The sequence below is a fragment of the Curtobacterium sp. Leaf261 genome (assembly GCF_001422205.1).
In the GTDB taxonomy this organism is placed as follows: domain Bacteria; phylum Actinomycetota; class Actinomycetes; order Actinomycetales; family Microbacteriaceae; genus Curtobacterium.
In genome coordinates this window covers 91784-106255 of record NZ_LMMJ01000010.1, presented here as the reverse complement: position 1 = coordinate 106255, position 14472 = coordinate 91784, and the positions used below count along the sequence as shown (strand labels likewise).

Annotated in this window: 13 protein-coding genes; 4 read left to right on the top strand and 9 right to left on the bottom strand. The window is 72.3% G+C overall.

From position 1 onward, the window contains the following. Positions 1 to 40 precede the first annotated feature (40 nt). From ASF23_RS13745 to ASF23_RS13730, 4 genes are all read right to left on the bottom strand, one after another. Positions 41 to 2608 carry an ATP-dependent DNA ligase gene (locus ASF23_RS13745; protein ID WP_055954745.1) on the bottom strand — a complete coding sequence of 856 codons (2568 nt, stop codon included), beginning with the start codon at positions 2606 to 2608 and terminating at the stop codon, positions 41 to 43. 71 nt (positions 2609 to 2679) lie between these two features. After that, positions 2680 to 3570: an SDR family oxidoreductase gene (locus tag ASF23_RS13740; RefSeq protein WP_055954742.1), complete on the bottom strand. Its 891-nt coding sequence runs from the start codon at positions 3568 to 3570 to the stop codon at positions 2680 to 2682. A 180-nt stretch (positions 3571 to 3750) separates the two neighbouring features. Further along, positions 3751 to 5121 (bottom strand): MFS transporter, encoded by a 1371-nt coding sequence (locus tag ASF23_RS13735; protein ID WP_055954740.1) that lies wholly within the window; start codon positions 5119 to 5121, stop codon positions 3751 to 3753. Further along, positions 5118 to 5678 carry a winged helix-turn-helix domain-containing protein gene (locus ASF23_RS13730; protein WP_055954737.1) on the bottom strand — a complete coding sequence of 187 codons (561 nt, stop codon included), beginning with the start codon at positions 5676 to 5678 and terminating at the stop codon, positions 5118 to 5120. The genes ASF23_RS13735 and ASF23_RS13730 overlap by 4 nt, the downstream gene beginning before the upstream one ends. Before the next feature lie 164 nt (positions 5679 to 5842). On the opposite strand from ASF23_RS13730, the gene ku reads away from it, so the two are divergent. After that, on the top strand, positions 5843 to 6871 hold the full coding sequence (gene ku / locus ASF23_RS13725) for a non-homologous end joining protein Ku (protein WP_055954735.1): 1029 nt from the start codon (positions 5843 to 5845) through the stop codon (positions 6869 to 6871). 42 nt (positions 6872 to 6913) lie between these two features. Here the strand turns inward: ku and ASF23_RS13720 are convergent, their stop codons facing one another. Then, a complete protein-coding gene (locus tag ASF23_RS13720) occupies positions 6914 to 7597 on the bottom strand; it encodes a serine hydrolase (protein ID WP_055954732.1) in 684 nt (227 codons plus the stop codon). Between the two features lie 103 nt (positions 7598 to 7700). Between ASF23_RS13720 and ASF23_RS13715 the strand changes: the two genes are divergently transcribed. Continuing rightward, positions 7701 to 8210 carry an HAD hydrolase-like protein gene (locus ASF23_RS13715; protein ID WP_055954729.1) on the top strand — a complete coding sequence of 170 codons (510 nt, stop codon included), beginning with the start codon at positions 7701 to 7703 and terminating at the stop codon, positions 8208 to 8210. 59 nt (positions 8211 to 8269) lie between these two features. Beyond that, positions 8270 to 8866 carry a hypothetical protein gene (locus tag ASF23_RS13710; protein WP_055954726.1) on the top strand — a complete coding sequence of 199 codons (597 nt, stop codon included), beginning with the start codon at positions 8270 to 8272 and terminating at the stop codon, positions 8864 to 8866. A 66-nt stretch (positions 8867 to 8932) separates the two neighbouring features. On the opposite strand, the gene ASF23_RS13705 is transcribed toward ASF23_RS13710, so the two are convergent. From ASF23_RS13705 to uriH, 3 genes are read right to left on the bottom strand one after another with little or no spacing between them, the layout of a single operon-like run. Next, on the bottom strand, positions 8933 to 9868 hold the full coding sequence (locus tag ASF23_RS13705; protein ID WP_055954723.1) for a ribokinase: 936 nt from the start codon (positions 9866 to 9868) through the stop codon (positions 8933 to 8935). Next, the gene (gene uriT / locus ASF23_RS13700; RefSeq protein WP_082474173.1) at positions 9865 to 11382 is read right to left on the bottom strand and encodes a uridine transporter UriT; all 1518 of its coding nucleotides are present in this window, start codon (positions 11380 to 11382) and stop codon (positions 9865 to 9867) included. The genes ASF23_RS13705 and uriT overlap by 4 nt, the downstream gene beginning before the upstream one ends. Then, positions 11379 to 12362 carry a uridine-preferring nucleoside hydrolase UriH gene (gene uriH / locus ASF23_RS13695; RefSeq protein WP_055954720.1) on the bottom strand — a complete coding sequence of 328 codons (984 nt, stop codon included), beginning with the start codon at positions 12360 to 12362 and terminating at the stop codon, positions 11379 to 11381. Before uriH ends, uriT begins: the two co-directional genes overlap by 4 nt. 164 nt (positions 12363 to 12526) lie before the next feature. Here uriH and ASF23_RS13690 point away from each other — a divergent pair, with 164 nt between their 5' ends. Continuing rightward, on the top strand, positions 12527 to 13654 hold the full coding sequence (locus ASF23_RS13690; protein WP_235510901.1) for a LacI family DNA-binding transcriptional regulator: 1128 nt from the start codon (positions 12527 to 12529) through the stop codon (positions 13652 to 13654). A gap of 84 nt (positions 13655 to 13738) precedes the next feature. Here ASF23_RS13690 and ASF23_RS13685 read toward each other — a convergent pair whose 3' ends face one another. After that, positions 13739 to 14299 carry a hypothetical protein gene (locus tag ASF23_RS13685; protein ID WP_055954717.1) on the bottom strand — a complete coding sequence of 187 codons (561 nt, stop codon included), beginning with the start codon at positions 14297 to 14299 and terminating at the stop codon, positions 13739 to 13741. Positions 14300 to 14472 lie beyond the last annotated feature (173 nt).

The window sequence follows — 14472 nt, the reverse complement described above, 5'->3', positions numbered from 1 at the left end:
CGCCACCTGATTCGGCGCGGGGAGCATCCTCCCTGGTCCCTCACCCCTCGCGGACGACCTCGTCCGGGTGCTTGTCCGGGCGCCATCCGCGCCAGGACGGCTGCCGGAGTCGCCCGCCGGCCGTCCACTCGGCGAACTCGACCTCGGCCACGAGTGTCGGCGTCACCCAGGTGGCGTCGCGGGCATCGGGTCGGGGGACGTCGACGAACGGCGACCCGTCCGCGCCGATCCCCGCGAGCACATCCTGGATCTCATCGAGGTCGCGGTCGCGGAACCCGGTGCCGACCCGCCCGACGTAGTCGAGTCCGTCAGCACCGGGCACCCCGAGCAGCAGCGACCCGATGCCGCCGGCGCGTCGACCGGCGCCGGGACGCCACCCGCCGACGACGACCTCCTGGGTGGCGTGGTGCTTCACCTTCACCCAGGCCTCGGAGCGCGACCCGTCCGAGTACCGCGAGTTCCGTCGCTTGGCGACCACGCCCTCCAGTCCGCGGTCGAGGCTCTCCGCCATCGCCTCGTCGAGCGTGCCCGCGAACGCCGGCGGCACGTCGACGGCTCCCCCGGGCTCGACGACGGTGCCGAGCGCCTCACGCCGGTGCTCGTACGTCATGCGCCGGAGGTCGTGCCCGTCCGCCTCGAGCGCGTCGAACACCAGGTACCGGACGGGGGTGCGCTTCCGGGCGGCGGCGATCTCGCGCGGCTTCGTGAGCCCCATCCGGTCCTGCAGCAGACCGAAGTCCGGCCGGCCGCGCTCGTCGAGCGCGACGATCTCCCCGTCGAGGACCGCGTCGACCCCGACCCGCTCCGCCAACGATGCGAGCTCCGGGTACTGCGCGGTGAGGTCGTTGCCGTTGCGGCTCGTCAGCGTGACGGATCCGTCGCGCACCGCGGCGAGCGCCCGGACCCCGTCCCACTTCATCTCGAACGCCCAGTCGTCCGGGGTGAGCGCGCCGGGGATCCGCACCGGGGAGGCCAGCATCGGCCGGTGGTCGGTGGGCTCGGTCGACGAGGTCGACGAGGAGGAGGTCGACGCACCACGCGACGTGGTCGCGTCGGACGGCCGGGAGGCACGGTGCGAGCCCGCCCGACCGGCTCCGCTCCCCGAGCCGGTCGAGTCGGGACGGGCGGGCTCCGCGATGCTCGACGACGGACCGGCCGGGTCCTGACCCGGCTGCTCCTTCGTGCGGTGGATGAGCCAGCTCTTCTCGTCGCCGCCGCGGCCCCTGGTGTGCAGGAGTGCGAGCCGACGGTCCCCGCGGGAGAACCCGTGCAGCGTGACGATGACCTCCTTGCCGTCCCGCCACTTCTCGTACTCGGCGGTGCCGGCGTCCCAGATCGTCACGGTGCCCCCGCCGTACTGGCCTCCGGGGATCGTGCCCTCGAAGCCGCCGTACTCGAGGGGGTGGTCCTCGGTCATCACCGCAAGGTGGTTGTGCCCGGGGTCGTCCGGCTCGCCCTTCGGCAGCGCCCAGCTGACGAGCACCCCGTCGTGTTCGAGCCGGAAGTCCCAGTGCAGCGCCGAGGCGTGGTGCTCCTGGATGACGAACGTCGGCACGCCGTCGGTCCGGACCGTGGGCGCGTCGCTCGGCACCGGCTCCGGGGTGCGGGACGCATCACGCTTTGCACGGTAGGCCGACAGGCGGTCGTGCCCCGTCCCTCCCGGCCGCTCGTGCTCGTTCGCCTCCTCGGTCCGGTCGCTGTCCCAGTGCCCGCCGTCCGCGCGGCCGACCGCGAGCGACGCGGCGGCCACCGGGTGCAGCAGGTCCCCCATGGTGCGCACGCGATCGACGACCTCGTCGATCGTGAGCTGCGCGAGCCGCTTGTCGGCGAGCTCGTCCCAGCTGCGCGGCGCCGCGACCGTCGGTGTCGACCGGCCGCGCATCGAGTACGGCGCGATCGTGGTCTTGTTGCCGTTGTTCTGCGACCAGTCGACGAAGACCTTGCCCTCGCGCGCCTTCCGGGACATCGAGGACAGGACGAGGTCCGGCATGTCCTGCTCGAGCGCCTTCGCGAGTTCGTGCGCGACCTCGCTGACCTGGTCGGTCGTGGTCCGGCCGTCGAGCGCGGCGTGGAGGTGGATGCCCTTGCTGCCGCTCGTGACGGGGTAGGGGTCGAGGCCCATGCCGTGCAGGACCTCCCGCGCGGCGAGGGCGACCTCGACGCACTCCCGGAGGCCGACGCCGTCGCCGGGGTCGAGGTCGAGCACGAGCCGGTCCGGCCTCTGGATGCCGCCCCGAGGACCGAACCGCCACTGCGGGACGTGGAGCTCGAGCGCGGCCTGCTGGGCCATCCAGGTGAGCGTCGGCAGGTCGTCGACGACCGGGTACTCGTTGTCGTGGTCGGTGTGCTCGATGGTGTGGTGCCGGATCCAGTCCGGCGCACTCGACGCCAGGTTCTTCTCGAAGAACACCTGGCCGTCGACGCCGTTGGCCCAGCGTTTCCTCGTGGCGGCCCGGTCCTTGCAGTGCGGGAGCATCCACGGGGCGACGGCGGCGTAGTACGCCAGGACGTCGCCCTTGGTGGTGCCGGTCTCCGGGTAGAGGACCTTGTCGAGGTTCGTCAGGGTCATGGTGCGTCCCCCGACCACGACGCTGCGTCCGCGTGCCATGCCTGCTCCCCGTGTCCCGTCGGTCGTCGGTCGTCGGTCGGTGTTCGTCGTCCGTGTTCGCCGGGTCCGCGTCAGACGGCGACGCCGGTCGCCCCGGCGATCGTCAGCGTGGACCCCGAGGTGTAGCTCGACTCCGGTCCCGCCAGGTGCACGTACGCGGCCCCGAGCTCGACGGGCTGCCCGGGGCGGCCGAACGGCGCGGACTCGCCGTAGTGCTCGATCTCGTCGCCTGGGTAGGACGACGGCTGGAGCGGCGTCCAGATCGGGCCGGGGACGATCGTGTTGGCGCGGATGCCCTTGCTCGCGAGCTGCCCGGCGAGACCGTTCGTGAACGTGATGATCCCGGCCTTGGTGAGCGCGTAGTCGATCATCCGGGACTGCGGCTGGTACGCGGAGACCGACGCCGTCGTGACGATCGTCGACCCGGGTGCCATGTGCGGGACCGCTGCTCGGCACAGCCAGAACATCGCGTAGAGGTTGACCTTCATGGTGCGGTCGAAGTCCTCGGTCGAGTGCTCCGTGATGTCCTCGTTGACCTTCTGGTGTCCGGCGACGAGCACCAGGGAGTCGAGACCGCCGAGCTCGCTGACCGCGTCCGTGACGAGCTGCTGGCAGGTGTCCTCGTCGGTCAGGTCGCCCGGCAGGATGACGGCGCGCCGTCCGAGGTCGGCGATGACGTCGCGGACCTCCTCGAGCTCGGCATGCTCGTCCGGCAGACCGCTCAGGGCGACGTCGGCGCCCTCCTTGGCCATCGCGATCGCCGCCGCCCGGCCGATCCCGGAGTCCGCACCCGTCACGAGCACCCGGTAGCCGGGCATCCGGCCGGTGCCGAGGTAGCTCGTCTCACCGTGGTCGGGCTTCGGGTCCATGGCGTTCGTGTCCCCGGTGCCGCCCTGCGTCTGCGCGGGGAACGGCGGTGCGGGGAACTGCGTGCGGGGGTCCTGCTTGTCGAGCTGGCTCATGGGTCCATCGAACACTCGCGGGTCGGACGCCGGTCGCCGCGGGCGTCGCTTTCCCCGCAAAGCGACAGGCTGCCCCGGAACCCCGCGCGGATCGGTCGCTTTCCCCGCAAAGCGACAGCCGGTCTCCGCGGCTGGGCCGGGCGGGCCGGCGGGGTGGCGGGCCGGTGGGCCGCTACCGGCTCACCCGTGTGCGCGCTCCACCCGCGGCAGCATCACCGCCGCGATCACCGCCGCCACGACGTACGCTCCGGCCTGCACCTCGAGGAGCGGCATCGTCCCGACGACGTCCTGCAGCGTCCCGGCCGTGAGCATCCCGATCGCCTGCCCCACCGCCACGACGAGCCCGAGTGCGCTGAACACCGCGCCGCGTGACGCCGACGTCGTCACGCGCTGCAGGAGACTCGTCAGCCCGGTCCCGATGAGCACGCCCGGCGCACCGACGAGCGCGAACAGGAGCACGTACGGCCAGAGCGCGTGCGTCGCGTACGACAGGTTCCAGACGACGAGCGTCAGCACCGCGAACCCGCTCACCCCGACGATCGCGACCTTCGCCACCGGGAACCGCGACGCCGCGAGCGCGAGCACACCGCCGGCCGCGATCGCACCGACGGCCTGCACGCCGCGGAGGAGCCCGACGTCGGCGTCGTTCCCGCCGATCGAGTCCGTCACGAAGAACACGAACAGCACCACGAAGAGCCCCTGCGCGATCGAGGCGACGAACAGCACCAGGAACGGTCCGCGGGTCGCGGACGCACCGAGCGCGCGGAGGACGCCGTGGGGCCGGGCGGGTGGCGCGGCCGCCGGCACGTGGTCGGTCGGCACCGACGGACGGGAGGCGCGGCTCGGCCCGGCCACGGACGCTGCAGCCCGGCGTCGGTCGTGTCCGGATGACCGCGCACGTCGGCGCCTGTCCCCACGTGGCGCGGCCGGGTCCGAGGCCACGGACGGCACCGTCGCGAGCAGGATCGCCGACCCCACGTACGTCACGAGGTCGGCCGCCGCCACGAGCTGCAGGTGCCCCACCGCCAGGAGCACCCCGCCGAGCGGACCGCCGACGAGCCGCCCGATGTCCTGCCCGAGCCCGACGAAGGCGTTCGCGGAGACGATCCGGTCCGCGTCGACGAGGTCCGGGAGCAGGGAGTTCTTGGCCGGCTCGAAGACCGCGCTGCACGCCGCCTGCGCCACGATCACGCCGTAGACGATCGGCAGCTGGGCCGACGTCTCGACGAGGAGCAGCGGGGCGAGACAGCACGCCTGGACGATGTTCACCGCGACCATGAGCCGCTTGCGGTCCACCCGGCCGACGAGCCGCGCGACGAACGGTGCCAGCACGATCGGCGGCAGCAGTTCGAGCAGGAACGCGATCGAGGTCGTCAGCGCCGATCCGCTCAGCTGGAGCACCACGAGCGGCAGTGCGATGAAGAGGAGCCAGTCCCCCGAGTCCGACACCACCCCGGCTGCCCAGAGCCGTCGGAACGCGGGGACGGCGAACGCGGACGGATGCTGCACGCGTTCCGGGGTGGGCGTCGTCGTCGGCGCGGGCGTCGTCATCGGTCGAACCGTGGTCGCGGGAACGCCGTCACCCCGAGGTGGACGTGGCCGGCCTCCTCGGGAGCGTCCAGACGGGTCGAAGCCACGTACGGCCGGATGACCGCGTCGAGCTGCGCCGCGATGTCCCGCAGCTCGGCGGGGGTGACGACGAGCCCGTACTGCGCGTGCACCTCGATCTCCCGCCACGCCTCCGGCAGGGTGTCCCGCGTCCGCAGGTGCTCCCGCGCCAGGTGGTGGTCGAGCTCGAGCGACGCGGCGAGCATCGCGTCGGCACCGGCCTGGTCCTCGGGGTCGACCTCGTTCGTGAACCCCGTGATCGTCGCGCGCCACGGCCTCGTCCTGCCGTCGGACGACCCGACCGCCTCGACGAGCCCGTGCCGCGCGAGCACCCGGACGTGGTAACTGCAGTTCGACGGGGTGTCACCGACTGCACGGGCGCACTCCGAGGCGGTCGCGGGGCCGGACGACATCAGGAAGCCGAGCACGTCGAGTCGGACCGGGTGCGCCAGTGCGTCGAGGACCGCGGGGTCGGCGAGGTTCGGGCGTGTCTCGTCCATCGGGACTCCGTTCTGAAAGGCTGTTTCAGGACTGTAGTCCGAGGCAGGCCGATCTGCAAGACGTTTTCAGATCCTCCAGGCTGTCCAGGCGCGACGCGGCACCGGACCGAGGCCCCACGATCGCCAGACGGACGGTGGCCGACGGATCAGGGCATCATGGCCGCATGAGGTCGATCTGGAAGGGCTCCATCGCGTTCGGGCTCGTCAACGTGCCGATCAAGGTGTACGCGGCCACCGAGACGCACGACGTGTCGCTCCACCAGGTCCACGGCGAGGACAAGGGCCGCATCCGCTACAAGCGCGTCTGCGAGCTCGGTCACGAGGTGGAGTTCGCCGACATCCAGCGCGCCTACGACGACGGCGACAAGACGGTCGTGCTCACCGCCGACGACCTCAAGTCCCTGCCGACCGAGCAGTCGCACGAGATCGAGGTGTTGGAGTTCGTGCCGACCGACCAGGTCGACCCGATGCTCTTCGAGAAGTCGTACTACCTCGAGCCGGACTCCCGCTCCCCCAAGGCGTACGTGCTGCTCCGACGCACCCTCGAGGAGACGGACCGCACCGCCATCGTGTCGTTCACGCTCCGGCAGAAGACCCGGCTCGGGGCGCTGCGCGTGCACGGCGACGTCCTGCTGCTGCAGGGGCTCCTCTGGGGCGACGAGGTCCGGGCCGCCGACTTCACGGCCCTCGACGAGAACGTCAAGGTCTCCGCGAACGAGCTGAAGATGTCCTCGTCACTGGTGGAGAGCATGTCGACGGACTTCGAGCCGGAGAAGTTCACCGACGACTACCAGGCGCAGCTCCAGCAGCTCATCGACGCCAAGCTCGAGGCGGGCGACGACGTCGACACCTCGGACACCTTCGCCGCGTCGGACGATGACGACGACAGCGAGGGCGGGGACGTCATCGACCTGATGGCGGCGCTCCGCGCCTCGGTGGACAAGAACCGGGCGAGCAAGGGCGGCGGATCGCGTTCCGGCTCCGCGTCGGGTTCCGGCTCTGCCGGCAAGCGGACGGGAGGCGCGGCTGACGACACCGACGACGCTCCCGCTCCGAAGACCCGCGCGTCCGGCACCGCGAAGAAGGCGGCTCCGAAGAAGACCGAGTCCGACAGCGACGAGAAGGCCCCGGCGAAGAAGGCCCCCGCCAAGCGTGCGGCACCCAGGAAGACGTCCGCGAAGAAGGCCAGCTGACCCCGCGCTCACGTCGTGGACCGGCCCCGCCGGTACGTCGCGTCAATCCTCCTGGCGGAGCAACTCGACCGCCATCGCGTCCGTGGCAGGTCCGAGGCCGAGCGAGTGCACGACGGCGACCCTGCCGTCGTCGATCCTCCTGACGATGATCGCGCGCGCATCGCGGGTCGCCCCGATGATCAGGTCGGCGCCACGGTCGCGAGCCCATCCGGGAGGGCAGCCCTCCTCGCGCGTCGCAGCCTGCGCGAAGCCGGTCAGGTCGTCGAACGTCGACCAGGCGCCGCCGGCTGAGGCGAAGGGCCCCTCCGCGAGTGACCACGGCTCTAGGGCCACACCCGATCGACCGACGAGGAGCGCTCGGCCCGCTCGGCCCGGCTCGAGTGTCAGGGACGTGCTGCGGCCCGCTCCCGGCACGGTGTCGCGCACCGAGCTCCACCAGCTCCCGGTCACGGTGTCGAGCACCTCGCCGAGGACCGCATAGCCGGTGTTCGAGTAGACGAACGCTCCGCGATCACCGATCGGGCGCGTCCAGCGCTCCGGCAACGGGCGGTCCCGGACGCGCCGGTACGGGTCTCGGGCGGGCCGGACGAGCATCTGCCACGGCACGCGGAGCAGACCGCTGTGGTGCTCCAGCAGATCACGCGCGGTGTACCGGGCCGAGGACAACCTCGGCACCACAGACCGGACCTCGGTGTCGAGGTCGAGGAGACCGCGTCGACCCGCCACTAACATGTCAAGTATCCCCCTCCCCTGGCCGGAACTGCGTGAATCGGCATGCTCGCTGCGGTGGAGCGTGACGGGCCGGACGGCCGAGGGGTAGCACGGGTGCGTGACCCTCCACGAGCACCGCAGCGTCCGGGGCGTGCTCCTCGGGCACGTGGGCTCCATGGTCCTCGACCCCGAGGCCGATGCCGACGGGCCGACGGCCGACGCAGCGCGACCAGGAGCCCGACGTGCGGTGAACGCCCTGCGCACCGCGGGCCTCCCGGTCGGCGCCGTCGCAGAGCGGCCGTCCTCGGACCATCGTGTCGAGGCGCTCGTCGGTCCGCTCGACGGCTGGTTCCCGATGCACGGCGGCGCAGCCGACGAGTCCACCGTCCGGGGCGCGGCGGCGGCCCTCGGAGTCGCACCGGCCGAACTCGTCGTCATCGGTGACGGCGGCCCGGACATGCGCGCGGCGCACGCGGCCGGAGCGGCCGGGATCCTCGTGCCGTCCGAGCGGACCCGCGACGACGCTGTGGACGATGCCGACGTCGTCGTGCCCTCGCTCGTCGATGCCGTCGCGCTCGTGCTGCACGCGATCCGTCGTGGGGTGCCGCGAGCGGTCGACATGCGCTAGCCACAGGCGTCCCCGCAGCTCGTCACGTGGCCGAAACACGCGCGAGCGATACTGCTGCCATGACTCCAGCCGAGCCTGGGGAAGCCGCGTCGCCACGAGCGACCACGGGGCTCCCCGTCACCGTGTCCATCACCCGCCTCGTCGAACCCGACCGCATCCCGGAGGTCACCCGCTGGGTACAGTCCGGGGTGAACCTCGCGAACCGCTACCCGGGGTTCCTCGGGTCGGGATGGGTCCGCTCGCGCGCGGACTCGCTCGAGTGGCACATGCTCTACCGGTTCGCCGACCCCGGCATGCTCGCGACGTGGGAGAGCTCCGACGACCGGCTGCGGTGGCTCGACCTCGGCCGCGACCTCGTCGTGGAGTCGCGGATCGAGAAGCGCACCGGCATCGAGGGCTGGTTCGACGTGCCCGCGGACGCCCCGGCCACCGCGGCGCCGCCGCGGTGGAAGCAGGCGGTGAGCATCTGGACGGGGTTCTTCCCGGTCAACCTCGTGTTCACGCTGCTCGTCACCGCGTTCGTGCCGTTCTGGGGTGCCGTGCCGGTGTTCCCGAAGGTGCTCGTCACGACGCTGATCCTCACGCCGATCATGACCTACTGGGTGCTGCCGCTCGCCACGAGGCTCCTGCGCCCGTGGCTCCTGCGGTCGCGCTAGCTCGGCGCGTCGGGGGACGCCGGCAGCCGTGCGGGGCGTCGACGGGGTCAGCGGGCCTCGACGGGGTCAGCGGGCGGCCAGGAACTCCTCGAGCTCGGACCGGGTCGGGTAGGACGCCTGTGCGCCCGGACGCGTCGCGGCGAAGGCCCCGACACCCACCGCGAACCGCGCTGCGTCGACCAGGGCGTCGCCGTCCGCGAGCCGGAGTGCGACGGCCCCCATGAACGCATCCCCGCAGCCGGTCGTGTCGACCGCGTCCACCCGGACGGACGCGACCGTCTCCGGGGCCGCGTCGCCGTCCAGGACGACGCAACCAGCGCCTCCCGTCGTGACGATGGTGCGGTGCACACCGCGCTCGGCCAGGAGGCCCGCCAGGGCCCGCCAGTCGCGCTCGCCGGACGAGTCCACGAGCTGAGCGGCCTCGTGCTCGTTGACGAGGAGGACGTCGGTGTGTCGGAGGAGCTCGGGCGGGACCTCGCCGAACGGGGACAGGTTCGTGAGCACCGTGACCCCGGCGTCGTGCGCACGACGGGCGGCTTCGAGGACCACGTCGACGTCGACCTCGAGGCAGAGGCCCAGCACCGACGCTCCCGCGAACACCTCGTCCGCCGCGTCGACGTCCGCCGGGGTGAGCCGACCGTTCGCCCCCGCGGAGATGACGATGGTGTTCTCGCCGTCGGCATCGACCGTGATCACAGCGGTGCCCGTCGCCACGTCGTCGAGCACCCGGACGGCACGGACGTCGACGCCGGCGTCGCGGACGCTGTCGAGGAGCATCGTCCCATTGCCGTCCGCGCCGACCGCGCCGACGATCGCCACCGATCCGCCGAGCCGTCCGGCCGCGACCGCCTGGTTCGCGCTCTTGCCGCCGGGGAGGATCGCGAGGTCCTCACCACGCAGGGTCTCCCCCGCCTTCGGGAAACGGTCCGTGCGGACGACGAGGTCGGCGTTCAACGAGCCGACGACGACGATGCGTCCGTGGTCCTGGGCAGGTGCGGTCATGCGTGCTGCTTCCTCGTGGTGGTGGGGCCGTGTGCGGTGTCCGATCCCGTCGTGCTGGTGCTGCTGCGCCCGCTCGGGGTCTCGGCGTCGCTCGGACGCGGGATCAGGAACGAGACGGCGAGCGCCCCGATCGTGATCGCCGCTCCGAGCAGCATGCCACCGCTGTACCCGGTCGTGGTCGCCTGCCCGGAGCCGGACGTCGCACCGAGTGCCACCTGGAGCGCCGGCAGTGCCGCGAAGCTCAGCCCGGCGCCGAGGTTGAACGCCCCCGCGTTCAGCCCCGGCAGGAACCCGGGGTTGTCCGCGGGCGAGAGCACGATCCCGAGCCCGTTGAGCATGATGTTCGCGATGCCCGCGTACGTGATGCCGATCAGCACCGTCGCCGCGATGAGCACCGGGAGCGAGTGCACCCCGACGAACGCCATGAGCAGCGTGCCGACGATGCTCCCGGCGAGCCCGATCCGCAGCATGAACCGGTACCCGAGTGTCGGTGCGAGTCGACCGGCGAACGGTCCGACCAGCCATCCGACGAGGGCGTACGGGGTCAGGAACGCCAGCGACGTCAGGTCCGCCTGCATCGAGAAGCCGACGGTGGTGTTCTGCGCGAGCGAGGTCACGAGGCCGTTCACGACCGCGAACACCCCGGTCATCGTCAGCAGCGTCGTGAGGAGCAGCGCCCACGTCGACCGACGGCGCAGGTACCGCGTCGGGATGAGCGGCTCGCGGATGCGGTCCTCGAGCCACCAGAACACCGCGAACGCCAGGATCGCGACGACCGCGCCGCCGATCACCAGCGCCCAGTTCGCGGATCCGAGCTTGCCGGCCTCGTTGCAGGCCGTCAGCAGTGCGCCGATCGAGACGACGAGCGGGAGCACACCCCACCAGTCCATGCTCGTGCCGGCGGACGGTCGGGAGTCGACGCCCCACACGACCACCATCACGACGGCGACCACGGCCACGGCAGCGATCACCCAGAACACCGACCGGAACCCGAACGACGTCGCGAGCCACCCGCCCGCGAGGGCGTCGATCCCGGCGATGCCACCGTTCACCGCGGTGAGGAGCCCCATCGCGGCGCCGTAGCGCTTCGGGTCGGTGATCTCGGCGCGGAGCATGAGCAGGCAGATCGGGACGACCGGGCCGGCGACACCCTGGATGATCCGGCCGGCGAACAGCATCGGCACGTTGACGGCGAGGGCCGCCACGACGCTGCCGACGAGCATCACGGCGAGCATGCCGACGAGGACCCGCTTCCGGCCGACGATGTCGCTCAGGCGTGGGAGGAACAGCGAGAACAGCGCGGCGAGCGTGAAGAACAGCGTCTGCGAGAGGCCGATGGTGGCGTCGTCCGTGTGCAGGTCCTTCGCCATCGTGACGAGGACGGGGCTGAGCATGCTCGCGTTGAGCTGGAACGCGACGCAGGCCGCGAGGAGTGCAGCGGTGAGCGCACCGATGCGGACGGCCGGACGGCCGGTGACCGGGGCTCCGTTGCCCGCGGTGGTGTGGTTCGTCACGCCCGCACCTCCGCCGTGCCGGTACCGAGCTCGCCGGTGCCGCCCTCGCCGATGCGTTCGAGTGCGTCGACGACGAGCCCCCAGAAGCGGTCCTGGTCGAGGTCCATCGCGGCCCAGGTCCGGCAGTCCGCCGGAGCGGGTGCGCGGAAGTCCGCGACGGTCATGCCGAGGGTGAGTGTGCCCGTGGTCTCGATGCCGATCGGCACCTGCACGGCCCGGACGATCGTCGGGTCGATCACGTAGGCCACGGCGCAGGGGTCGTGCACGGGCGGCGAGTCGAAGCCCTGCACGTCGCGGTAGGTCTGGCCGAAGAACTCCAGCAGCTCTCCGACGAACCGCGCGGGGCCGGTGCCCACCGCGGCGATGTCGGCGGCGACCTGCGGGGTGGCGAGCGCCTGGTGGGTGAGGTCGAGCCCGACCATGACGACCGTCCAGCCGGCGCTGAAGACGATGTGCGCCGCCTCCGGGTCGATGACGATGTTGAACTCGGCGACCGGGCTCCAGTTGCCGACGTGCACGCCACCGCCCATCAGGACGACCTGCTTGACGCGCTCGACGATGCGCGGCTCCTTGCGGGCGGCGAGCGCGATGTTCGTCAGTCCACCGGTCGGCACGAGGGTGACGGTGCCCGGCTCGTGGGCCATCACGGTGTCGATGATCAGGTCGACCGCGTGCCGGTCGTCGAGCTCGATGTCGGGCTCAGGGAGCTCGGGGCCGTCCATGCCGGACTCGCCGTGGATGTCCGGGGCGGTCTCGATGGTGCGGAGCAGCGGACGGTCGGCACCGGCGGCGAACGGCACTCCGGTGATGCCGGCGATCTTGGCGACGGCGAGGGCGTTCCGCGTGACCTTGGGCAGGGTCTGGTTGCCGACGACGGTCGTCACCGCCAGCAGCTCGATCTCGGGGCTGCCGTGTGCGAGGAGGATCGCGACGGCGTCGTCGTGCCCGGGGTCGCAGTCGAGGATGATCTTCTCGGGCATGCTTGCTCCACATCGTCGGGGTGGTGGTGGGTCGAGCGCGATGGGGATCTCAGGCTGGCCCGACGCGGTTGGAGCCGCACGGGTCAAGCGTTTGACGCGCTCGACTTCCGATAGTGAGGCGTCAAACGTTTGACGTCAAGCGGTCGGCACGTACGATCGGTGCCGTGGCGAACACCAGGACCAAGCGCGTGACGGCGGCCATGGTGGCCCGTCGCGCCGGGGTCAGCATCTCCGCCGTGTCGCTCGTCGTCAACGGCAAGGACGCCGGTCGGATCTCCGCCGCCAACGCCGAGCGCATCCGGTCCGCGGTCGACGAGCTCGGCTACGTCGTCGACCGGATCGCGGCCACCCTCGTCCGTGGCCGGAGCGACCTCGTGATCCTGGTGGCCCCCGACCTCGCGAACCCGTTCTTCGGGCAGGTCATCCGAGGCATCCGCGCCGAGCTCGGGGACCGCTACCGCCTGCTCCTGTCGGTGACGGACAGCGGCGTGCAACCCTCGGCCGCCGACGTCCGGCAGTTCGCCGCGCTCCGGCCGGCGGGACTGCTCGTCGACGCACCCTCGGCGGCGTTCCTCGACGAGCTCGGGGCCGAGGAACCGATCGTGCTGCTCGACGCCCCGGGGCTCGAGGACCGCGCGACGGCCGTCAACTACGACATCGCGCCGGGTGTCTCGGCACTCGTGGACCACCTGCACGCGCTCGGACACCGGACGATCGGCTACCTCGACGCGAGCACCGGGACGGAGACGTTCGCGCGGCGCCGGACCCTCCTGCTGCGTGCCGCCCGGCGCCTCGGCATGACGGTCCTCACCGACCGGGACAACGATGCGGCCGTCACCGTCACCGACGCCGACGCCGACGCCGACGCCGACGCGGGCGCGGCCGTCGCCGGCGCACCCGTCGACAGCACCACACCGGCCGCCGCCGACCTCGACCTGGCCGCGGCGGCCGAGGTCGCGGCACATGTCCTCCCCACGTGGCGGGCAGCGGGTGCCACCGCGGTCGTGTGCGCGGCCGACACCCTCGCGTACGGGTTGCTCGCCGCGGCAGCGGGTCTCGGCATCCGCGTCCCCGACGAGCTCGCGGTCGCGGGGTTCGACGACCTGCCCTCGTCGGTCGTCACGGCACCGCCCCTGACGAGCGTGTCGCTCCCGGGTGGCGCACTCGGCAGGTCGGCCGCACGACGCCTCCTGGCCGCGATCGACGGCGACGGGCCCGACTCCGACGGGGCCCACCACGACACTGAGCTGCTCACGGCGACGCTCGTGATCCGGGCCTCGACCGCGGGATGACGACGTGTTCCGGACACGCCCCGGCCCCGGCGTCCCAGGTGTTCTGAACACGCCCGTCCGTCCCGAACACCCGGATCCGCGTGTTCACCGTGGACGCACGTGTTCAGACCGCCCCGCCCCGGCCGGTCCCGCCCCGCTCCGGCCCGCCCCGCCCCCCACGGCGCCGGCCCGCTCGGCACGCCGCCGCACCAGCACCACGAGCCCCGCGAGCACCCCCGACGCCACCATCGCACCGAGCGCGGTGAGCCTCGGGTCGGCGAAGCCCACGACGGTCCCCAGGTAGCTCCCGAGGAACCCCGACCCCACCGCGATCACCAGGACCGCCAGCACCTCGGCGACGATCCGTGCGACGCCGCGTCGTCCGGCGAGCGTCACGAGGCCCGCGAGCGCACCGAGCACCGCGCCGACGGACACCCAGATGAGGATCCCGAGCCCGGTGATGAGGAACACGATCCCCACCGCACTCCCGACGTGGAACCCGGTGTCGGCGGTCGACTCGTGCACCTGCGGCACGAGGACCACGACCACGAACACGACGGCGAACACCGCGCCCCACATCGCGCCGAACAGCGGGAACAGCTGCGTGAGGGGCCGCTCCCAGAACGGCCGGCTCCGGAGGCGGCGCCACGACTTCGGTCCTCGCACGCCTTCATCCTCCCGCGAAGCGCCCCACAACGCGAGGGTTCGTCCGGTCCCCCGAACGGGGGACACCCGACGACATCGCCCCGGCGGGCTCGGCCGCGGAACGACGGACGGTCACCGGCTGCCTGGAGGCACGAGTAACGTCGCGGATCCAGCCGCACCTGGGCCGGACACGG

Coding starts and splice junctions, on each gene's coding strand:
- ASF23_RS13745 (WP_055954745.1), bottom strand. CDS start 2,608: ATGGCACGCGGACGCAGCGTCGTGGTCGGGGGACGCACCATGACCCTG.
- ASF23_RS13740 (WP_055954742.1), bottom strand. CDS start 3,570: ATGAGCCAGCTCGACAAGCAGGACCCCCGCACGCAGTTCCCCGCACCG.
- ASF23_RS13735 (WP_055954740.1), bottom strand. CDS start 5,121: ATGACGACGCCCGCGCCGACGACGACGCCCACCCCGGAACGCGTGCAG.
- ASF23_RS13730 (WP_055954737.1), bottom strand. CDS start 5,678: ATGGACGAGACACGCCCGAACCTCGCCGACCCCGCGGTCCTCGACGCA.
- ku (WP_055954735.1), top strand. CDS start 5,843: ATGAGGTCGATCTGGAAGGGCTCCATCGCGTTCGGGCTCGTCAACGTG.
- ASF23_RS13710 (WP_055954726.1), top strand. CDS start 8,270: ATGACTCCAGCCGAGCCTGGGGAAGCCGCGTCGCCACGAGCGACCACG.
- ASF23_RS13705 (WP_055954723.1), bottom strand. CDS start 9,868: ATGACCGCACCTGCCCAGGACCACGGACGCATCGTCGTCGTCGGCTCG.
- uriH (WP_055954720.1), bottom strand. CDS start 12,362: ATGCCCGAGAAGATCATCCTCGACTGCGACCCCGGGCACGACGACGCC.